Annotated in this window: 18 protein-coding genes and 1 pseudogene; 10 read left to right on the forward strand and 9 right to left on the reverse strand. The window is 71.7% G+C overall.

Features of this window, described 5'->3' with window-relative positions; genetic code table 11:
- Positions 1-85: 85 nt before the first annotated feature.
- Complete coding sequence (locus ACZ63F_RS37250) at positions 86-1,858, reverse strand: acetyl/propionyl/methylcrotonyl-CoA carboxylase subunit alpha (RefSeq protein WP_469718023.1); 1,773 nt, start codon at positions 1,856-1,858, stop codon at positions 86-88.
- Positions 1,859-2,289: 431 nt separating this feature from the next.
- On the opposite strand from ACZ63F_RS37250, the gene ACZ63F_RS37255 reads away from it, so the two are divergent.
- Positions 2,290-2,832 carry a hypothetical protein gene (locus tag ACZ63F_RS37255; RefSeq protein ID WP_469718119.1) on the forward strand — a complete coding sequence of 181 codons (543 nt, stop codon included), beginning with the start codon at positions 2,290-2,292 and terminating at the stop codon, positions 2,830-2,832.
- Here the strand turns inward: ACZ63F_RS37255 and ACZ63F_RS37260 are convergent.
- From ACZ63F_RS37260 to ACZ63F_RS37275, 4 genes are all read right to left on the reverse strand, one after another.
- Complete coding sequence (locus tag ACZ63F_RS37260) at positions 2,804-3,406, reverse strand: Maf family protein (protein ID WP_469718024.1); 603 nt, start codon at positions 3,404-3,406, stop codon at positions 2,804-2,806. The two genes, ACZ63F_RS37255 and ACZ63F_RS37260, sit on opposite strands and share 29 nt — an antisense overlap.
- Before the next feature lie 37 nt (positions 3,407-3,443).
- Positions 3,444-3,572, reverse strand: a complete 129-nt coding sequence (gene mmpB / locus ACZ63F_RS37265) for a morphogenic membrane protein MmpB (RefSeq protein WP_469718025.1) — start codon at positions 3,570-3,572, stop codon at positions 3,444-3,446.
- Between the two features lie 111 nt (positions 3,573-3,683).
- On the reverse strand, positions 3,684-3,893 hold the full coding sequence (locus tag ACZ63F_RS37270; RefSeq protein ID WP_469718027.1) for an acyl-CoA carboxylase epsilon subunit: 210 nt from the start codon (positions 3,891-3,893) through the stop codon (positions 3,684-3,686).
- A gap of 9 nt (positions 3,894-3,902) precedes the next feature.
- On the reverse strand, positions 3,903-5,495 hold the full coding sequence (locus ACZ63F_RS37275) for an acyl-CoA carboxylase subunit beta (protein ID WP_390640593.1): 1,593 nt from the start codon (positions 5,493-5,495) through the stop codon (positions 3,903-3,905).
- Positions 5,496-5,605: 110 nt separating this feature from the next.
- Here ACZ63F_RS37275 and ACZ63F_RS37280 point away from each other — a divergent pair, with 110 nt between their 5' ends.
- Positions 5,606-6,481, forward strand: coding sequence for a biotin--[acetyl-CoA-carboxylase] ligase (locus ACZ63F_RS37280; RefSeq protein WP_469718028.1), 876 nt, complete (start codon positions 5,606-5,608; stop codon positions 6,479-6,481).
- A 194-nt stretch (positions 6,482-6,675) separates the two neighbouring features.
- Positions 6,676-7,791, forward strand: a complete 1,116-nt coding sequence (locus ACZ63F_RS37285; RefSeq protein WP_469718029.1) for an adenylate/guanylate cyclase domain-containing protein — start codon at positions 6,676-6,678, stop codon at positions 7,789-7,791.
- A gap of 119 nt (positions 7,792-7,910) precedes the next feature.
- Here the strand turns inward: ACZ63F_RS37285 and ACZ63F_RS37290 are convergent, their stop codons facing one another.
- Positions 7,911-8,549, reverse strand: a complete 639-nt coding sequence (locus tag ACZ63F_RS37290; protein ID WP_469718031.1) for a hypothetical protein — start codon at positions 8,547-8,549, stop codon at positions 7,911-7,913.
- A gap of 214 nt (positions 8,550-8,763) precedes the next feature.
- Here ACZ63F_RS37290 and ACZ63F_RS37295 point away from each other — a divergent pair, with 214 nt between their 5' ends.
- The 3 genes from ACZ63F_RS37295 to hutH all read left to right on the forward strand — a co-directional run bounded on the left by ACZ63F_RS37295 (position 8,764) and on the right by hutH (position 12,582).
- Positions 8,764-9,558: an enoyl-CoA hydratase/isomerase family protein gene (locus tag ACZ63F_RS37295; protein ID WP_469718032.1), complete on the forward strand. Its 795-nt coding sequence runs from the start codon at positions 8,764-8,766 to the stop codon at positions 9,556-9,558.
- Between the two features lie 211 nt (positions 9,559-9,769).
- Positions 9,770-10,915 carry a GGDEF domain-containing protein gene (locus ACZ63F_RS37300; protein ID WP_469718033.1) on the forward strand — a complete coding sequence of 382 codons (1,146 nt, stop codon included), beginning with the start codon at positions 9,770-9,772 and terminating at the stop codon, positions 10,913-10,915.
- A gap of 128 nt (positions 10,916-11,043) precedes the next feature.
- A complete protein-coding gene (gene hutH, locus ACZ63F_RS37305; RefSeq protein ID WP_469718120.1) occupies positions 11,044-12,582 on the forward strand; it encodes a histidine ammonia-lyase in 1,539 nt (512 codons plus the stop codon).
- A gap of 240 nt (positions 12,583-12,822) precedes the next feature.
- Here the strand turns inward: hutH and ACZ63F_RS37310 are convergent, their stop codons facing one another.
- Positions 12,823-13,605, reverse strand: coding sequence for a hypothetical protein (locus ACZ63F_RS37310; protein ID WP_469718035.1), 783 nt, complete (start codon positions 13,603-13,605; stop codon positions 12,823-12,825).
- A 41-nt stretch (positions 13,606-13,646) separates the two neighbouring features.
- The gene (locus ACZ63F_RS37315; RefSeq protein ID WP_469718036.1) at positions 13,647-13,964 is read right to left on the reverse strand and encodes an LAETG motif-containing sortase-dependent surface protein; all 318 of its coding nucleotides are present in this window, start codon (positions 13,962-13,964) and stop codon (positions 13,647-13,649) included.
- 109 nt (positions 13,965-14,073) lie between these two features.
- On the opposite strand from ACZ63F_RS37315, the gene ACZ63F_RS37320 reads away from it, so the two are divergent.
- Positions 14,074-14,418 carry a hypothetical protein gene (locus ACZ63F_RS37320; protein ID WP_469718037.1) on the forward strand — a complete coding sequence of 115 codons (345 nt, stop codon included), beginning with the start codon at positions 14,074-14,076 and terminating at the stop codon, positions 14,416-14,418.
- 226 nt (positions 14,419-14,644) lie between these two features.
- Complete coding sequence (locus ACZ63F_RS37325; RefSeq protein ID WP_469718039.1) at positions 14,645-15,889, forward strand: L,D-transpeptidase; 1,245 nt, start codon at positions 14,645-14,647, stop codon at positions 15,887-15,889.
- An 85-nt stretch (positions 15,890-15,974) separates the two neighbouring features.
- Here ACZ63F_RS37325 and ACZ63F_RS37330 read toward each other — a convergent pair.
- Positions 15,975-16,064, reverse strand: a pseudogene (locus tag ACZ63F_RS37330) (CGNR zinc finger domain-containing protein); the annotation flags it as partial.
- A 434-nt stretch (positions 16,065-16,498) separates the two neighbouring features.
- Between ACZ63F_RS37330 and ACZ63F_RS37335 the strand changes: the two are divergent.
- Positions 16,499-17,983 carry an ABC transporter permease gene (locus ACZ63F_RS37335; protein ID WP_469718121.1) on the forward strand — a complete coding sequence of 495 codons (1,485 nt, stop codon included), beginning with the start codon at positions 16,499-16,501 and terminating at the stop codon, positions 17,981-17,983.
- 279 nt (positions 17,984-18,262) lie between these two features.
- The gene (locus tag ACZ63F_RS37340) at positions 18,263-18,946 is read left to right on the forward strand and encodes an ABC transporter ATP-binding protein (RefSeq protein WP_469718040.1); all 684 of its coding nucleotides are present in this window, start codon (positions 18,263-18,265) and stop codon (positions 18,944-18,946) included.
- The last annotated feature ends 109 nt before the right edge of the window (positions 18,947-19,055 follow it).

Genomic DNA, 19,055 nt, shown 5'->3' on the forward strand with positions numbered 1-19,055 from the left:
CGTTCCATGTTCCGGGAAGCCGTCCAGAAAGTCGGGTGCCCGGCGAACGGGTGACGTTCGCCGGGCGGTGTGGTGCGGGGTGGCGTCAGTCCTTGATCTCGCAGATCACGGCGCCGGAGGTGAGGGACGCGCCGACCTCGGCCGCGAGGCCCTTGACGGTGCCGGCCTTGTGGGCGTTGAGGGGCTGTTCCATCTTCATCGCCTCGAGGACGACGATCAGCTCGCCCTCCTTGACCTCCTGGCCCTCCTCGACCGCGACCTTGACGATCGTGCCCTGCATCGGCGAGGCGAGGGTGTCGCCGGAGGCGGCCGGGCCGGACTTCTTGGCGGCGCGGCGCTTCGGCTTGGCGCCCGCGGCGAGGCCGGTGCGGGCCAGGGTCATGCCCAGGGACGCCGGGAGGGAGACCTCCAGGCGCTTGCCGCCGACCTCGACGACGACCGTCTCGCGGCCGGCCTCCTCCTCGGCCTCGGCGTCGGCCGGGGCGGTGAAGGGCTTGATCTCGTTGACGAACTCGGTCTCGATCCAGCGGGTGTGGACCGTGAAGGGGTCCTCGGAGCCGGTCAGCTCGGGGGCGAACGCCGGGTCACGGACGACGACGCGGTGGAACGGGATCGCCGTGGCCATGCCCTCGACCTGGAACTCGTCCAGGGCACGGGCGGCCCGCTGCAGGGCCTCCGCGCGGGTGCGGCCGGTCACGACCAGCTTGGCCAGCAGGGAGTCCCAGGCGGGGCCGATGACCGAGCCGGCCTCCACGCCGGCGTCCAGGCGGACACCGGGGCCGGAGGGTGCGTCGAAGCGGGTGACCGTGCCGGGGGCGGGCAGGAAGTTGCGGCCCGGGTCCTCGCCGTTGATGCGGAACTCGAAGGAATGGCCGCGCAGCTCCGGGTCGCCGTAGCCGAGCTCCTCGCCGTCGGCGATGCGGAACATCTCGCGGACCAGGTCGATGCCGGCGACCTCCTCGGTCACCGGGTGCTCGACCTGGAGGCGGGTGTTGACCTCAAGGAAGGAGATCGTGCCGTCCTGGCCGACCAGGAACTCGCAGGTGCCCGCGCCGACGTAGCCGGCCTCCTTGAGGATGGCCTTGGAGGCGCGGTACAGCTCGGCGACCTGGGCGTCGTTGAGGAACGGCGCGGGGGCCTCCTCGACCAGCTTCTGGTGGCGGCGCTGCAGCGAGCAGTCACGGGTGGAGACGACCACGACGTTGCCGTGGGTGTCGGCCAGGCACTGGGTCTCCACGTGCCGGGGACGGTCCAGGTAGCGCTCGACGAAGCACTCGCCGCGTCCGAAGGCGGCCACCGCCTCACGGACGGCGGAGTCGTACAGCTCCGGGACCTCCTCCAGGGTGCGGGCGACCTTCAGCCCGCGCCCGCCGCCGCCGAAGGCCGCCTTGATGGCGATCGGCAGGCCGTGCTCCTCGGCGAACGCCACGACCTCGTCGGCGCCGCTCACCGGGTCCGGGGTCCCGGCCACCAGCGGGGCGCCGGCGCGCTGGGCGATGTGCCGGGCGGCCACCTTGTCGCCCAGGTCGCGGATGGCCTGCGGCGGCGGGCCGACCCAGGTCAGGCCCGCGTCCAGGACCGCCTGCGCGAACTCGGCGTTCTCCGAGAGGAAGCCGTAGCCGGGGTGGACGGCGTCCGCGCCGGCTTCGCGGGCGGCGTTGAGGACCTTGGAGATGTCCAGGTAGCTGGTGGCGGGGGTGTCACCGCCCAGGGCGAACGCCTCATCCGCGGCGCGGACGTGCAGAGCGTCCCGGTCCGGTTCCGCGTAGACGGCCACGCTCGCGATCCCGGCGTCCCGGCAGGCCCGGGCCACGCGGACAGCGATTTCGCCACGGTTGGCGATGAGCACCTTGCGCACGATTGAGGCTCCCTCCTTGAAACAAGCCGAGTTTAGGGACTGCCGACACGACACTTCGACCCGTCCCCAATGGTGACCTTGCCCACACGGAGCGTGATGCGAAGCTCACCCGACCCGGGAAATCCCTTGTCGCACCTCGGTACGCAGGACTCCTTCGGAAAACCCTAGCCCGGTCATGTGGTCAAGGTCTCTGTGAGAGCGTGCCGCGCCCCACTCGGTTTCTTTGTTGAGTCCCTACGAATGGCCCAACGTTTCTTTGCTGCCGACCGGACCCTTGTCCCGCGGTTTACCCGTTAGTAGCGTTCGCGATGCCGAAGAAGGCGCTTCGGCCCGAAGGGCCTCCTTGAGGTGTGGTGGCCGGGCGGCGGGTGGGCGTACTTCAAGTAACACCGGCTCAGGTCCGGGCCGTGAACGAAAGTGGGTGGGGACCGGTGGTGCGCAGACCGGTGGCGTGGGCCGTGGCGGTCATACTCTTCGCCGAGGCATTGGGCATCGCGGCACTCAACTGGTTCATGGGGGTGGTCGTCGACCGCCAGGACATGTCCCTGGCCGGCCTCGACCCGGACAAGATGTCGGTGTCCGCGAAGGCCGGCGCGGTGGTCTTCGGCCTCTACTTCGCGCTGTGCGGCCTGGTGGCCCTGCTGGTCGCCGTCCGCAACCGGCCGCCCGCCGGCCTCGGCCGGGTGCTGCTGATCAGCGTGGCGGTCGTGCACGCCCTCCTGGGCGCCGTGTCCTGGGGGCTGATCGGCTGGCGGGCGTTCCTGTTCATGGTGATCGTCCTCGCGCTCGTCGTCCTGCTGCTGATGACGTACGACCAGGTGGACGGGGCCGGTGCGGCAGGAGCAGGGGCCGACGGCGGGGGCGAGGGCGGTTCCGGCCCCGCGAGCGAGCCGGAACCGGAGCCGGGGGCGGAGGCGAAGAACGACACGCCGCCCGCGGGGCCGTTCACTCCACCGGCGCCCACAACTCCGTGATGCCGACGCCGAGCTCCGCGAGGAGCCGGCGGACCAGGGGCAGGCTGATGCCGATCACGTTGCCGTGGTCGCCGTCGATGCCCTCGATGAACGGCGCGCTGCGGCCGTCCAGGGTGAACGCCCCCGCCACGTAGAGGGGTTCGCCGGTGGCGACGTACGCGGCGATCTCCTCGTCGGTGGGCTCGCCGAACCGTACGACCGTGGACGCGACCGCCGACACCCAGCGCTTGCTCGCCGTGTCCCAGACGCAGTGGCCGGTCTGCAGGGTGCCGGCCCGCCCGCGCATCGACTTCCATCGGGCGGCCGCCTCCTCGGCGTCGTCCGGCTTGCCGAGGGCCCGGCCGTCGAGGTCAAGGACGGAGTCGCAGCCGATGACGAGCGCGCCCTGCACCTCGGGGCGGGCGGCGACCACCGACGCCTTCGCCTCCGCGAGGGCGAGGGCCAGCTCGGCCGGGGTGGGGGCGCTGACGGCCTCCTCGTCGACGCCGCTGACGATCACCTCGGGGGCGAGGCCCGCCTGGCGCAGGAGGTTCAGCCGGGCGGGGGACTGGGAGGCGAGGACGAGTCTGCGCATGGGGGCAGACTATCGGCGTGGACCGACAGTGGGTCGCTCACCTCACGCCCAGCACGATCATCAGGACGACCATCACCAGGGCCAGGAAGACGCCGAGCCGCCGGAGGGTGTTCTGCATGTCCTGCAGGTCCTTCGGCGGCTCGTTCTCGGGGTCCGACCACAGCATGTCACCAGCGTGAGGCTTGGCCGGCCTCGAGCGCCTGAGTAGGGGTACTCAGATCGGGGCCCTGGGTTCCGCTTGGGTGCGCGGTTCCCCGCGCCCCCGGGTCTCTGATCGCTAGCTCGGCCAGTAAGTACGGCCCCATGCGCTCGGGCTTGGCCGGGGGAGGCGTTGCTGGGCGATGCGGCCCGGGTCGGACCAGGCGCTCGTCGGTCGCGGGATGCCGGGCGGCGCGGCCGCCAGGGCGGCCGCGCGTGCCCTGACGACCGCCAGGGCGGCGGCCAGCTCCTCCGGGGTCGGGTTGCCCCGTATGACCTTGATCGTCACAGCGGCTCCTTAGAGGGGGATGTTGCCGTGCTTCTTCGGGGGCAGGGACTCGCGCTTGGTGCGCAGCTGGCGCAGACCCCGTACGACGTGGCGGCGGGTGTCCGAGGGCATGATGACGGCGTCGATGTAGCCGCGTTCGGCCGCCGTGTAGGGGTTGAGGAGGGTGTCCTCGTACTCCTGGATGAGCCGCGCCCGGGTGGCCTCGCCCTCTCCTGAGTCCTCCGCCTCCGCGATCGTGCGGCGGTGCAGGATGTTGACCGCGCCCTGGGCGCCCATGACGGCGATCTGGGCGGTCGGCCAGGCGAGGTTGAGGTCGGCGCCCAGGTGCTTGGAGCCCATGACGTCGTAGGCGCCGCCGAAGGCCTTGCGGGTGATGACGGTGATGAGGGGGACGGTGGCCTCGGCGTAGGCGTAGATCAGCTTGGCGCCGCGGCGGATGATGCCGTCGTGCTCCTGGTCGACGCCGGGCAGGAAGCCGGGGACGTCGACGAAGGTGATGACCGGGACGTTGAAGGCGTCGCAGGTGCGGACGAAGCGGGAGGCCTTCTCGCTCGCCTTGATGTCCAGGCAGCCGGCGAACTGCATCGGCTGGTTGGCGACGATGCCGACCGGGTGCCCCTCCACGCGGCCGAAGCCGGTGACGATGTTCGGGGCGAACAGGGCCTGCGTCTCGAAGAACTCGCCGTCGTCGAGAACGTGTTCGATCACCGTGTGGATGTCGTACGGCTGGTTCGCGCTGTCCGGGACCAGGGTGTCCAGCTCGCGGTCCTCGTCGGTGACCGTGAGGTCGGCTTCCTCGGGGAAGACCGGCGCCTCGGAGAGGTTGTTGGACGGCAGGTACGACAGCAGCTGCTTGACGTACTCGACGGCGTCCTTCTCGTCGCCGGCCATGTGGTGGGCCACGCCGGAGACGGAGTTGTGGGTCCGGGCGCCGCCCAGCTCCTCGAAGCCGACGTCCTCGCCGGTGACCGTCTTGATGACGTCAGGGCCGGTGATGAACATGTGGGACGTCTGGTCGACCATGACCGTGAAGTCGGTGATGGCCGGCGAGTACACGGCGCCGCCCGCGCAGGGGCCGACGACGAGCGAGATCTGCGGGATCACGCCGCTCGCGTGGGTGTTGCGGCGGAAGATCTCGCCGTACGCGCCGAGGGAGGCGACCCCCTCCTGGATGCGGGCGCCGCCGGAGTCGTTGATGCCGATGACCGGGCAGCCGGTCTTCAGGGCGAAGTCCATGACCTTCACGATCTTCTGGCCGTAGACCTCGCCGAGGGCGCCGCCGAAGACGGTGAAGTCCTGCGAGAAGACGGCGACGGGACGGCCGTCGACCGTGCCGTACCCGGTGACGACGCCGTCGCCGTAGGGGCGGTTCTTCTCCAGGCCGAAGTTGGTGGAGCGGTGCCGGGCGAACTCGTCCAGCTCGATGAAGGAGCCCTCGTCGAGGAGCAGCTCGATCCGCTCACGGGCCGTCAGCTTGCCCTTGGCGTGCTGCTTCTCGACGGCGCGCTCCGAACCGGCGTGTGTCGCTTCGTGGACACGGCGCTGGAGATCCGCGAGCTTCCCCGCGGTCGTGTGAATGTCGATCTCTTCCGGCTCGGACATCGGGATGCGGCTCCCTGCCTGCTCAAAAGGGGGGACGGTTACTCATCCGTAGCGTAGTGGGGTGCCTACCAAACGGCAGTGCGGCGTACAACACACCTAGGGTGGCTTGCATGACGCCGCGAGACGCAGCAGATGCGAACAACAATCGTTGGTCCGACCTGGACCGTCCACCGCTGAACGGGGCCGGACTGCGCAGGGACCTGGTGCGGGACGGCGGGCACGGGGGCCTGTACTGCGACATCGAGGTCGTGGGCCGTACCGGATCCACCAATTCCGACCTCGTGGCCCGGGCCGTCGCGGGGGACGCCGACGAGGGCGCCGTGCTGGTCGCCGAGGAACAGACGGCGGGGCGGGGCCGGCTGGACCGGCAGTGGACGGCGCCGCCGCGCTCGGGCCTGTTCTTCTCGGTGCTGCTGAAGCCGGCCGAGGTGCCGGTGGTCCGCTGGGGCTGGCTGCCGCTGCTCACGGGGGTGGCGGTGGCAACCGGGCTGGCGCGAAGCGCGGGCGTCGACACGGCCCTCAAGTGGCCGAACGACCTCCTCGTCACCGTCGGTGACGAGGAGCGCAAGGCCGGGGGCATCCTCGCGGAGCGGGCCGGCGAGGACGGGGTGGTGGTCGGCGTCGGCATCAACGTCACGCTCCGGGCGGCGGAGCTGCCGGTGCCGCAGGCCGGTTCGCTGGCGCTGGCCGGGGCGGTGAGCACGGACCGGGAGACGCTGCTGAGAGCCGTCCTGCGGTCCCTGGAGGACTGGTACGGCCGCTGGCGCGCGGCCGGCGGCGATCCGGGCGTGAGCGGGCTGCAGGAGGCGTACGCGGCGGGCTGCGCGACGCTGGGGCGGACCGTGCGGGCGGAGCTGCCCGGGGACCGGGCGCTGGTCGGCGAGGCGGTGGCGGTCGACGGCGACGGCAGGCTGGTGATCGCCACGAAGGAGGGCGTCCAGGAGCCGGTGGGGGCGGGGGACATCGTGCACCTGCGCGCTGCGTGAGGGCGGGTGCGGCGGGCGAAGCGCCCTGTAAGGGGCGCGGGGAACTGCGCGAGCAGCCCCCACCCACCCGCACCCGGAATTCGACCCCTCACCACCCCGATGTCGGCTTACCTCACGAAGTGAGCTACCGCACAGCTGCCGTAGAGTTGGGCCTGGTCGGTATGCGACCGCGGTAGATCGGAAGGGCAGCAGGCGTGACCGTCGACGACACGGGCTCCGGCGAGGGCGCGGACGCCGCCGACTCCGGCGAGGACCCCCTCGCGCTGCGTCTCGAAGGCCTGATCCTCGGGGCCGAGCGCCGCTACACCCCCTTCCAGGCGGCCCGCAGCGCCGGCGTCTCCATGGAGCTGGCGTCGAGGTTCTGGCGGGCGATGGGCTTCGCCGACATCGGCCAGGCCAAGGCGCTGACAGAGGCCGACGTGCTGGCCCTGCGCCGGCTCGCCGGCCTCGTCGAGGCGGGGCTGCTCAGCGAGGCCATGGCCGTGCAGGTGGCGCGGTCCACGGGGCAGACCACCGCCCGTCTGGCCGAGTGGCAGATGGATTCCTTCCTGGAGGGCCTGACCGAGCCGCCCGAGCCGGGCATGACCCGCACCGAGGTCACGTACCCGATCGTCGAACTGCTCCTGCCCGAGCTGGAGGAGTTCCTCGTCTACGTCTGGCGCCGCCAGCTCGCCGCCTCGGCGGGGCGGGTCGTGCAGGCCACCGACGACGAGGAGATGGTCGACCGCCGCCTCGCCGTCGGCTTCGCCGACCTCGTGGGGTTCACCCGGCTGACCCGGCGCATGGAGGAGGAGGAACTCGGCGAGCTGGTCGAGGCCTTCGAGACCACCGCCGCCGACCTGGTGGCGGCCCGCGGCGGCCGGCTCATCAAGACCCTCGGCGACGAGGTCCTGTACGCGGCCGACGACGCCGGTGTCGCCGCCGACATCGCGCTGCGCCTGGTGGAGACCATGGCGAACGACGAGACGATGCCGGAGCTGCGGGTCGGCATGGCCTTCGGCACGGTCACCACCCGAATGGGCGATGTCTTCGGTACGACCGTGAACCTCGCCTCCCGCCTCACCTCGATAGCCCCGCGCGACGCCGTGCTCGTCGACAGCGCGTTCGCGGAGGAGCTGATCCGGGTCGGCGAGGCGCCGGCCTCGGAGGCGGCCGCCGCGGAGGAGGCGGCGGCCGCCGAGAAGGAGGGCGAGGAGCCCCCGGTGTACCGCTTCGCGCTGCAGCCGATGTGGCAGCGTCCGGTCCGTGGCCTGGGCGTGGTCGAGCCCTGGCTGCTCACCCGCAGGGACGAGGCGGACCCGTCCGCATAGGTCCGGTCGCACGGCCCGGCCTCATAGGTTCGGTCTCATAGGTTCGGCCTCATAGGTTCGGTCTCACGGATCCGGCCTCACGGATCCGGCGTCACGGATCCGGCGTCACGGATCCGGCGTCAGCCGCTGGGTGCCGCCGCCGCGTCGACGCACAGGCCGATGATCGGGACGCAGAGGCCGGACCCGGCCGGCGTGGAGGGCCGCGGTGTCGGGGTGGGGGCGGCCGAGTTCCCAGGCGGTGCCGGGGTCGGTCGCGGGCTGCCGGCCGAGGGGGCCGGGGTGTTGGGGGCCTCGGGGATGGTGGTCGGGCCCGGGGTGGCCGGTGCGGCGGGCCGGCTCGTGGGCGCGGGCTTCAGGGGTACGCCGGAGGAGGCCGTCGTCGGTGCCGGACTCGCCCCGACCGTCACCGAGGTCGGCGAGCGGTCCGGCCGGGGGATGGCGGTGGCGCTGGCGACCGTGGCGGCGGCCGGGGCCGACCGGTCCGTCCCGGTGCCCGGATCCAGCCGCGGTTCCGCCTCGGCGGCGCCGGGGCCGCCGGCGCCCGGATCGACGCTCACCCGGACCAGGCTCAGGGCCCCGGCGGCCAGCGCGATACCGCCGGCGACGAGCAGGACCCGGCGGGGGCGGGGGCGGCGGTGCCGGCCCCTGGGGTGCGCAACGAAGCGGCGCGGGTGGGCCGGGGTGGGGTCCGCAGGCGGCGCCGGCTCCGCTGCCGTGAGGTCGGTGTCTCGCGTCGGCTGCCTCGACGTCTCGGTCATCACGATCCCTCCCCGTGCGCTCGCGCCCCCGATGCGCCATGGCGAGCGCACGTTATGCGCTCCCCTGGGCGGTGCGGCGCGACTTGGGCGGGATGTCACTCGAACGGGTTGCCGGGGTTCGGAGCGGGAACCGGGTGGCCGCTCTTTCCCGTTCGCACCTCGGCTGCGATGATCGGAGCCAGGATGTTAACCCGCGTTAACCGGAGGGCGTGTCGTGAGCGAGGAGCGGTTCGGGGAGTTCGTGCTGGTGCGACGGCACGGCAAGGTCGCCGAGTTCGTGCTGGACCGGCCCCAGGCCATGAACGCGGTGTCGGTGGGGATGGCGCGTTCGATCGTGGCCGCGTGCGCCGCCCTGAGCGCCGACCGGGACGCCCGGGTGGTCGTGCTGACCTCCTCGCACGAGCGGGCGTTCTGTGTCGGCGCCGACCTGAAGGAGCGCAACGCGATGAGCGACGCGGAGCTGCTCCGGTCGCGGCCGCTGTCGCGCGGGGCGTACACCGGCGTGCTGGAGCTGCCGATGCCGACGATCGCCGCCGTGCACGGCTACGCGCTCGGCGGGGGCTTCGAACTGGCCCTGTCCTGCGACGTGATCGTGGCCGACGGCACGGCCGTGGTGGGCCTGCCCGAGGTGTCGGTGGGTGTGATCCCGGGCGGTGGCGGCACCCAGCTGCTGCCGCGCCGGGTGGGTGCGGCCCGCGCGGCCGAGCTGATCTTCTCGGCGCGGCGGGTGGAGGCGCCGGAGGCGCGTGCGCTGGGTCTCGTCGACGAGCTGGTGGAGGCGGGACGGGACCGGGAGGCGGCGCTGGAACTGGCGGCCCGGATGGCGGCCAACTCGCCGGTGGGGCTGCGCGCGGCGAAGCGGGCGTTGCGACTGGGGCACGGGCTGGATCTGCCGACGGGTCTCGAGGTCGAGGACGCGGCCTGGCGGACGGTGGCGTTCTCGGGCGACCGGGCGGAAGGGGTCGCGGCGTTCAACGAGAAGCGGAAGCCGGAGTGGCCGGGGGAGTGAGGCGCGGGCGGGCCGGGGCCGCGGACGCTTACGGCGCCGGCAGGGTGCAGCGCCCCTTGAGGGGCGCTGGGGGTACCCCCGGCCGAAGGCTGGGGGAGGAACTGCGCGACCAGCCCCCACCGGCCGACAGCCCGCGACGAGACCGGCCGTCGCAACACCTGTTCGCCGCACCAACGTCCCGAATCATACAAATCCTCCCTAACCTGGAGTAATGGGTGAGGACAACCGGCTCGCCGCCGTCGTGGCGCTGGCCCAGGGCATGGCTGCGGCTCACACCCCACGTGAGTGCTGGCACGCCGCGGCGGCCGGTGCCTGCCGTGCGCTGGACGGCAGCTTCGCCGCGCTCTCCGTCTGGGAGCGCGAGCTCGGCCGGCTCCGGGTCCTCGTGAACGTCGGGGAGCGCGCCCCGGACGAGGAGGAGTTCCCGGAGGCCGAGGCCTACCCGGTGCATCAGTTCCCGGAGATCACCGAGTTCCTCCACGAACGCTGGGCGGGCGGCGGCGGCCCCAACGCCTGGGTCGAGACGGCCGAGGGCCCCGCCGCCGGCCGCCCCGGCTACTCCCACCAGCGTGTCGCCGCCCTGCGCCGCCGGGGCCGCGGCTGCTGCCTGGTCGCTCCGATCGTGCTGCACGGCAGGGCCTGGGGCGAGCTGTACGTGGCCCGCGCCGTCCGCGCCCCCGTCTTCGGCCGCGCCGATGCCGACTTCGCCACCGTCCTCGCCTCCGTCGTCGCCGCCGGCATCGCGCAGACCGAGCGTCTCGAGGAGGCCCGCCGGCTCGCGTACACCGACGCCCTCACCGGGCTCGCCAACCGCCGTGCCGTCGACGTACGCCTCGACGAGGCGGTCGAGCGGCACCGTGCGGAGGGGGCCGTGGTCAGTCTCGTCGTCTGCGACCTCAACGGGCTGAAGAAGGTCAACGACACCTGCGGGCACGCCGTCGGGGACCGTCTCCTCGAACGCTTCGGCTCGGTGCTGTCGCTGTGCGGGGCGATGCTGCCGGATGCGCTGGCCGCGCGGCTCGGCGGGGACGAGTTCTGTCTGCTCGCGGTCGGTCCGCCGGCCGACGACGTGGTCAAGGCGGCCGACGAACTCTGCCGCAGGGCGGGGGAGTTGGAGCTGGGAGAGGGGGTCGCGTGCGGGGTCGCCTCGACCGCGGACCCGATCGGGCCGGTGCGCTCGGGGCGCCGGCTGTTCCGGCTGGCCGACGCGGCCCAGTACCGGGCCAAGGCGCTGCGCGCCGGACGGCCGGTGGTGGCCGGGCGGGAGGGGCCCGACGATCCCGTGGTGCGGCTGGCCGACGCGCCGCCGCCGGAGCGGGCGGAGCGGCGGAGCTTCCGCGGACGCCGGGGGCTGTGACGTACGACTGTGACGGACCGCTGTGAGGTACTCCTGTGAGGTACTGCTGTGACGTACAAGTAAGGGGCGAACCCGTGCCCCAGTAGTGACAGCTCCCGCATTCACTGCGTACGCTCCTGAATATGGATATGCACACTGTGGTGGTGGGGACGTCCGGTGTCACCGCGTCCGACGTTCTCGCCGTGGCGCGCGGCGGCGCCCGGATCGAACTGTCCGCGGAGGCGGTCGCGGCCCTCGCGGCGGCCCGCGAGATCGTGGACGCGCTGGCGGCCAAGCCGGACCCGGTCTACGGCGTCAGCACCGGCTTCGGTGCCCTGGCGACCCGGCACATCAGCCCGGAGCTGCGGGCCCAGCTGCAGCGCAACATCGTCCGTTCGCACGCGGCCGGGATGGGGCCGCGGGTGGAGCGCGAGGTCGTACGCGCCCTGATGTTCCTCCGGCTGAAGACCGTCTGCTCCGGACACACCGGTGTGCGGCCCGAGGTCGCCCAGACCATGGCCGACGTGCTGAACGCCGGCATCACCCCGGTCGTGCACGAGTACGGCTCCCTGGGCTGCTCCGGGGACCTGGCCCCGCTCTCGCACTGCGCCCTCACGCTGATGGGCGAGGGCGACGCCGAGGGCCCCGACGGGGTCGTGCGGCCCGCCGGCGAGCTGCTCGCCGAGCACGGGATCGCCCCCGTCGAACTGCGTGAGAAGGAGGGGCTGGCCCTCCTCAACGGCACCGACGGCATGCTCGGCATGCTGGTGATGGCCCTCGCCGACCTGGACATGCTCTACAAGTCGGCCGACGTCACGGCCGCGTTGAGCCTGGAGGCGCTGCTCGGTACGGACAGGGTGCTCGCGCCCGAGCTGCACGCCATCCGGCCGCACCCGGGACAGGGGGACAGCGCCGCCAACATGCTCGCCGTGCTGGAGGGTTCCGAGCTGACCGGGCACCACCAGGACGACGCCCCGCGGGTCCAGGACGCCTACTCGGTGCGGTGTGCTCCGCAGGTCGCCGGGGCCGGGCGGGACACGCTCGCGCACGCGCGGCTGGTCGCCGAGCGGGAGCTGGCGTCGGCCGTCGACAACCCGGTGGTGCTTCCCGACGGGCGGGTGGAGTCGAACGGCAACTTCCACGGGGCGCCCGTCGCCTACGTCCTCGACTTCCTCGCCATCGCGGTGGCCGACCTCGGGTCGATCGCCGAGCGGCGGACGGACCGCCTGCTGGACAAGAACCGCAGCCATGGGCTGCCGCCGTTCCTGGCGGACGACGCGGGCGTCGACTCGGGGCTGATGATCGCCCAGTACACGCAGGCGGCGCTGGTGAGCGAGCTGAAGCGGCTGGCCGTTCCGGCGTCGGCCGACTCGATCCCGTCCTCGGCGATGCAGGAGGACCACGTGTCGATGGGGTGGTCGGCGGCGCGCAAGCTGCGGACGGCCGTGGACAATCTGACGCGGATCATCGCGGTCGAGCTGTATGCGGCCACCCGGGCCGTCGAGTTGCGGGAGGGGCTGGCACCGGCGCCGGCGTCCCGGGCCGTGATCGACGCGGTGCGCTCCGCGGGGGTGCAGGGGCCTGGGCCGGACCGTTTCCTCGCGCCGGATCTGGCCGCGGCGGAGGAGTTCGTGCGGGGCGGGGGCGTCGTCGCGGCGGCGGAGAAGGTGACCGGGGCCCTGCGGTAGTTCGTCGCCCGCGGGTGCGCGGGGGCTCGGCGCGCAGTTCCCCGCGCCCCCAAGACGCACAGTTCCCCGCGCCCCCAAGACGCGCAGTTTCCCGCGCCCCCAAAAGGGGCGCGGGAAACCGCGTATCCGAGCCGGCCTGGTGAAGTCGGTTGCGGAACCGTGCCCCGTAAGGGGCGCGGGGAACTGCGCGACCAGCCCCCACCGGCCCGCGGTGAACGAACCGCACAATCAGCGAAGCGCTCAGCCCAGCTTCGCCGACTGGGCCTTGATCACGGCCGGTGGGACCGTGTACGGCTTGCTGGTCATCATCGCGCCGATGTTCATCGTGAAGTACGTGGCGACCGTGTTGCCGTAGCGGACGACCTCGGCGTGCAGGGCGCCCTTGTCGCCGTCCATGTCGGTGGTGGCGGTGAAGGCGATCGACTCGTCGCCCGATCCGGACGCCTTGGCCGGCGTGACCCTCGTGACCTTCTGTTCGTCGCCGGCGGCGCCGCCCGTGAAGCCCGTGGTGCAGGACTTGAGGGCGGTCGAGACGGCGCGCAGGGCCTGCTGGGCGCCGTCGCCGTCGTACGACGACAGGTCGAGGGAGGTGACGTCCAGGTTCAGGGAGTCCTTGAGGGCGCTCTCGAACTTGCCGTCTGCCATGTCGTCGAGGGAGGTCGCGTCGTCGGTGGGGTCCTTCTTGTCCTCGCGTACCGTGCGGCCGATCTCGGACGCCGGGTCGGCGGGGGCGAGCCCGGTGAGGACGTAGGCCAGCGGGCGGCACTTGTCGTCGCTGGACTTGACGGTGCTCCGGGTCGGCGCGGCCTTGCCGATCGCATTGACCTTGTAGCCGTCCACCTCGCCCTGCGCGAGGATCCGCTGCTTCAACTCCGCGGTGTTCAGCGCCTTGACGGTGGACGCTTTTCGCGCGGTGCCCGAGGTGTCCGTGGAACTCCCGCCGGAGCAGCCCGTGATGAGGGCGAGGGACAGCGCGCCGCCGACGGCGAGGGCGCAGGTCCGCACGCCCGGTGATCTCTTCATGAGAGGACTGTGAGTCCCCGGTCAAAGAGTGGTCAAGTCGTTTAGAACTCCAGGCGCTCCCGGCGGACCGAGTAGACCACGAAGCCCGCGCCGACGGCGAGGAAGAGGGTGCCGCCGACGACGTACGGCGTGGTGTCGGGGCTGCCGGTGTCGGCGAGGTGGGTGGCGTCGCCGGTCGCCTCGGACGTGGCCTCGGACAGTGCCCTCGCCTGCTGGGTGACCTGGGTCGCCGTACTCTCCGACGTGCCGGTTCTCGCCGTGGCGTCCTGCGATGCGTGGGCGGACGGGACGAACCACAGCGCGCACAGGAGGGTGCCTGCGGCGGTGGCGGTCAGCAACGGGCGGCGAGCGGATGACACGGAATATCGATCCCCTTGTGACGCTGGCGAATTGGCCGTGTGGGCTGATGTTAGTGAAAATCGCGGGTCACGGGAAAGTCACGGGAGGTTTCAGTCGTACGCTCCCGCCATGAGCACTCCAGAGACATCACGTTTTGTGCGGCTTCGGGTGGAGCTGGTCCTCGAGGTGGAGGACGGCGGCGAGGTCACCAAGGCCGCGCTGCGGCGGATCGCCGCGGATCCCGACCTGCCCGGCGAGGAGCGGACCCAGGCCGAGGCCGCTGTGACGGAAGACACCGCCGAGGCGCTCGCCTACCTCGTAGATCCGTTCGACCTGGTCAGCGAGGTGCCCGGGGTCGAACTCCAGCAGGCCTCCTGGTCCAGCGAGCGGATTTCCTACGATCCCGATTCGCCGGACTGGGATCTCGACGAGGATGATGACGAGGGCGACGACGAAGAGGGCGGCATCGGCTGAGTGATCCGGGGAACCGGTGACCCCGGGCGGCAGTCGCCGTCCGGGGTTTCGTCGTCTCGGGGGGGGGCGCGCGGACCGGTCACTTCCGCACCGGCCGCCCCCGTGGGCGTGTTGTGCCCCACAGATCCGGAGAATGTGGAACGGGACGACGTGGCCCCAGCGTTGGGATCTCCCGACGGGGACTCCCGGTGTGTTCGCGGACTCGGCAACGATGGAGAAGCGTGTGATGACGGACAGTAAGCGGCGCAAGGGCCTGGTGGCCGCGTCCGCACTGCTCGGTGGCGTACTGGTGCTCACGGCGTGTTCCGGCAGCGACGACAAGGCGTCCGGTGGCGGCCAGAGCTCGCAGGCCCAGGCGGACGAGGCCGCGGCCAAGAAGTCGTCGAAGGCCGACATCACCATCACACCCAAGGACGGCTCGACCAACGCGTCGATCAACAACTCCGCGGCCGTCACCGTCAGCAAGGGCACGCTCACCAGCGTCACCATGACCACCGCCGACGGCACCGCGGTCGCCGGCGCGCTGTCCGCCGACAAGACCAGCTGGAAGCCCGCCGCCCAGCTGGAGCGGTCCACCACCTACAAGGTCGCCGCCGAGGCCAAGGACTCCGCCGGCCTGGTCGCGCACGAGAACGCCTCCTTCACCACGGTCTCCCCGGCCAACAGCTTCATAGGCACCTTCACCCCCGAGGACGGCTCGACCGTCGGCGTCGGCATGCCCGTGTCGATCAACTTCGACAAGCAGATCACGAACAAGGCGGCCGTCCAGAAGGGCGTCACGGTCACCTCCAGCAGCGGCCAGGAGGTCGCCTGCCACTGGTTCTCCACCCAGCGCATGGACTGCCGCCCCGAGAACTACTGGAAGGAGAACTCCACCGTCACGCTGAAGCTGGCGCTCGACGGTGTCGAGGGCGCCTCCGGTGTCTACGGCGTCCAGCAGAAGACGGTCACCTTCCACATCGGCCGCAACCAGGTCTCCTACGTGGACGCCCAGACCAAGGAGATGAAGGTCACCCAGGACGGCAAGACCGTCAAGACCATCCCGATCTCCGCCGGTTCGCCCGAGCACAAGACGTACAACGGCATCATGGTGATGTCCGAGAAGTTCAAGGAGACGCGCATGAACGGCGCGACCGTGGGCTTCACCGACAGCGACGGCAAGGGCGAGTACGACATCAAGGACGTGCCGCACGCCATCCGCCTCACCAGCTCCGGCACCTTCCTGCACGGCAACTACTGGGGCGCCAAGTCCGTCTTCGGCTCGGTGAACACCAGCCACGGCTGCGTGGGCCTGTCCGACACCAAGGGCGCCAACGACACCAGCACGCCCGCCTACTGGATGTACAGCCACTCGATCATCGGCGACGTGGTGGTCATCTCCCACACCGGCGACAAGACCGTGGCCCCCGACAACGGCCTCAACGGCTGGAACATGAACTGGGCGGACTGGAAGGCCGGTTCGGCCGTCTGAGCCGTCCTGGCAGCGCAGCGAAGGCGGCCGTTCCCCTGGGGGGACGGCCGCCTTCGGCGTTGGCGGGAGCCGCCCGGCCGGTGCGTCAGCCGCCTGCCGGGCTCGCGTGCCTGGTGCGCCAGGTCTGCTTCTTGGCCTGGTTGCCGCAGGTCTCCATCGAGCACCAGCGGCGGTTGCCCGGGCGGGACGGTGGGCGCGGTCGCGGCCGGCGCCCTGCTGCCGGCCGGTCACCTCGGCGGTGCCGCCGGCCTGGTCGGTCTGGGTGCCGGGATGCTTCTGCTCGACGTGGCGACGCAGTCCGGCCAGGTCGCCAACCAGGCGCGCATCTTCGCGCTCCGCCCCGAGGCCCGGGCCCGGCTCAACACCGCCTACATGACCTGCGCGTTCCTCGGCGGCAGCGCGGGTTCCTGGCTGGGTGTGCGGGCGTACGCCGCCTTCGGCTGGAACGGGGTCTGCGGCCGGTCATGCTCCTGGCCGGCCTGGCCCTCCTCCGGCACGCCCTGCGCTGACAGCCCGGTGCGGGCGCATTCCTGGCCTCCGTACAGCCTTCTCATGCATCTCTTATTTGGGCCTTATCGAGCCATCACGGTGCGTCCCTACCTTGCGGTCATGTTCTTCACCTACCTGAGGCGCGAACTGCGCCGCCGCAGAAAGGCGGCTCTCGTCGTCGCCTCCGGCCTCGCGCTGGGCATCGCACTGGTCATCGTGGTCAACTCCGTGTCCAACGGCATGGGGAAGGCGCAGGACAAGGTCCTCCAGTCGCTGTACGGCCTGGGTACGGACATGACGGTCACCAAGGCGGCCTCGGCGTCCACGAGCGCCTCCCAGCGGCCCCGCTTCAACTTCGACGCGCAGAACAACGGCTCGTCGAGCACGCAGAGCAGTGACCGCGTCATGGTGCAGGGCTTCACCACCCTCGCCTCCACCACCGTCACCAAGGTCGGCGACCAGAAGGGCGTCGCGACCGCGGTCGGCGGGCTGAACCTCAACGTGGTCAAGATCAGCGGGCAGTTCACGCGGGGTCAGTTCCAGCAGAACCAGGGCTCCGGCGGCAACGGCGGCGGCTTCGGCGGCAACGGCGGCGGCAACGGCCAGCCGCAGGGTGAGGTCAAGGGCGGCGGCGCCAACTTCGACGTCAACTCGTACACGGTCTACGGCACCGACGTCACCCAGACCGAGGTCGGCCCGCTGACCTCGTCGAAGATCACCAGCGGCCGTACCTTCAAGGCCACCGAGACGGACGCCAAGGTGCTGGTCGCCGACTCGGCGTACGCCAAGGAGAAGAAGTACAAGGTCGGTTCGACCGTCACCATCAACAAGGTCAAGTTCACGATCATCGGCATCGCGACGGCCGACAGCGGTGACGCGGCGGCCAACCTCTACATGCCGCTGAAGCAGGCGCAGACACTCGCCGACGAGAAGAACAAGGTCACCACGATCTACGTCAAGGCGACCGACTCCAAGCAGATCTCCTCGGTCAAGAAGACCATCCAGAGCAACGTCTCGGGTACGACGGTCACCACCTCCGCCGACCTCGCGGACACCGTCTCCGGATCGCTGTCCACGGCGTCCTCGCTCGCCACCAACGTCGGCAAGTGGCTGTCCCTCGCGGTGCTCGTGGCCGCGTTCCTGGTCGCCGGCCTGCTCACCTCCTCGGCGGTGTCCCGCCGCGTCCGTGAGTTCGGCACGCTGAAGGCGCTGGGCTGGAAGTCCGGCCGGGTCACCCGGCAGGTCATCGGCGAGGCCATGGTGAACGGCCTGGTCGGCGGTGCGCTCGGGATCGGGCTCGGCCTGGCCGGAGCGTACGTGGTCACCGCGATCAGCCCGACGCTGCAGGCCTCCCTGGGCGGCGGTGGCGGTGGTGGCGGCACCGGTGGCGGCGGCTTCGGCGGCGGTGGGGGCGGCGGCTTCGGCGGCGGTCCCGGCCGGCAGACCGCGAAGACCCTGGAGGTCGCCCTCACGGCACCGGTCAGCGTGACGACGATCGGGCTGGCGGTGGGCCTTGCGGTGGCCGGCGGCCTGATCGCGGGCGCGTTCGGCGGCTGGCGCGCGTCCAGGTTGCGTCCTGCGGACGCGCTGCGGCGGGTCGAGTAGCCGACGCCGGCTGGGGCGGGGGGTGGGGACGCTCACCGGCGCTTGCAGGTGCCGGCCGCGCCCACCCTCCCCCACGCTCGGCTTCGCTCGCGCGGGGGGACCCCCATCGCCTCAGCGGCACGACTGCCCGCGGCTGGAAAGGAGCGCCGGCTGCAGCGCCCCGTCAGGGGCGCTGGGGGTCCCCCCGGCCGAAGGCTGGGGGAGGAACTGCGCGACCAGCACCCACCGGCCCGCAGCCGACAACCGACCGCCCCACCCCCAAACCTCCCAGGAGCCACCATGTACGAACTCAGAAACGTCACCAAGGTCTACAGCCGGGGCAAGGACACCGTCCGTGCTCTCGACGGTGTCGACCTCACGATCGCCGACGGCGACCGCCTGGTCATCCAGGGCCCCACCGGCGGCGGCAAGTCCACGCTGCTGCAGATGCTGGGCGGACTTGACCGTCCGTCCTCCGGTGAAGTCGTCCTGGACGGCACCGACCTGGCCAAGCTCTCCGAGGCGAAGCTCACGTCGGTCCGCAGCGAGAACATCGGCTTCGTCTTCCAGTCGTTCAACCTGATCCCGACGCTCACCGCCCAGGAGAACGTCGAGACCGCCCTCGTCCCGCTGGGCGTCAAGGCCAGGGAACGGCGTGAGCGCGCCGCCGAGGCGCTGACGTCGGTCGGCCTCGGGGAGCGCCTCGGCCACCTCCCCGGCGAGATGTCCGGCGGCCAGCAGCAGCGCGTCGCCATCGCCCGGGCCCTCGTCAAGCAGCCCAAGGTGCTGCTCGCCGACGAGCCCACCGGCAACCTCGACGAGGGCATGCGCGACGAGATCATGGACGTACTGGAGCGCATGTGGAAGGAGCACGGGCTGACCTTCATCATGGTCACCCACGACTCCGCGATCGCGAAGAAGGCCCCGCGCCTCGCGACCATCCGCAAGGGCAAGATCACCGTCAAGGAGAACGCCGGAGCATAATGCCGGCGCGCCGCGCGCGACCGCGCGGTTGTGTAACGGTGTTCACCCCGGCGCGTAACAGTTGTCCCGCACCCTTCTTACCGGCCTCTCATCTATTGAGCCCGCTGAT

This window comes from Streptomyces sp. NPDC104761 (genome assembly GCF_055583445.1).

What these genes read in the sequence shown, in the direction of transcription:
- ACZ63F_RS37260 (WP_469718024.1), bottom strand. Translation starts at nt 3,406, where the DNA reads ATGCGCAGACTCGTCCTCGCCTCCCAGTCCCCCGCCCGGCTGAACCTC.
- mmpB (WP_469718025.1), bottom strand. Translation starts at nt 3,572, where the DNA reads ATGCTGTGGTCGGACCCCGAGAACGAGCCGCCGAAGGACCTGCAGGAC.
- ACZ63F_RS37275 (WP_390640593.1), bottom strand. Translation starts at nt 5,495, where the DNA reads ATGTCCGAGCCGGAAGAGATCGACATTCACACGACCGCGGGGAAGCTC.
- ACZ63F_RS37280 (WP_469718028.1), top strand. Translation starts at nt 5,606, where the DNA reads ATGACGCCGCGAGACGCAGCAGATGCGAACAACAATCGTTGGTCCGAC.
- ACZ63F_RS37290 (WP_469718031.1), bottom strand. Translation starts at nt 8,549, where the DNA reads ATGACCGAGACGTCGAGGCAGCCGACGCGAGACACCGACCTCACGGCA.
- ACZ63F_RS37300 (WP_469718033.1), top strand. Translation starts at nt 9,770, where the DNA reads ATGGGTGAGGACAACCGGCTCGCCGCCGTCGTGGCGCTGGCCCAGGGC.
- hutH (WP_469718120.1), top strand. Translation starts at nt 11,044, where the DNA reads ATGCACACTGTGGTGGTGGGGACGTCCGGTGTCACCGCGTCCGACGTT.
- ACZ63F_RS37310 (WP_469718035.1), bottom strand. Translation starts at nt 13,605, where the DNA reads ATGAAGAGATCACCGGGCGTGCGGACCTGCGCCCTCGCCGTCGGCGGC.
- ACZ63F_RS37320 (WP_469718037.1), top strand. Translation starts at nt 14,074, where the DNA reads ATGAGCACTCCAGAGACATCACGTTTTGTGCGGCTTCGGGTGGAGCTG.
- ACZ63F_RS37325 (WP_469718039.1), top strand. Translation starts at nt 14,645, where the DNA reads ATGACGGACAGTAAGCGGCGCAAGGGCCTGGTGGCCGCGTCCGCACTG.
- ACZ63F_RS37335 (WP_469718121.1), top strand. Translation starts at nt 16,499, where the DNA reads ATGTTCTTCACCTACCTGAGGCGCGAACTGCGCCGCCGCAGAAAGGCG.
- ACZ63F_RS37340 (WP_469718040.1), top strand. Translation starts at nt 18,263, where the DNA reads ATGTACGAACTCAGAAACGTCACCAAGGTCTACAGCCGGGGCAAGGAC.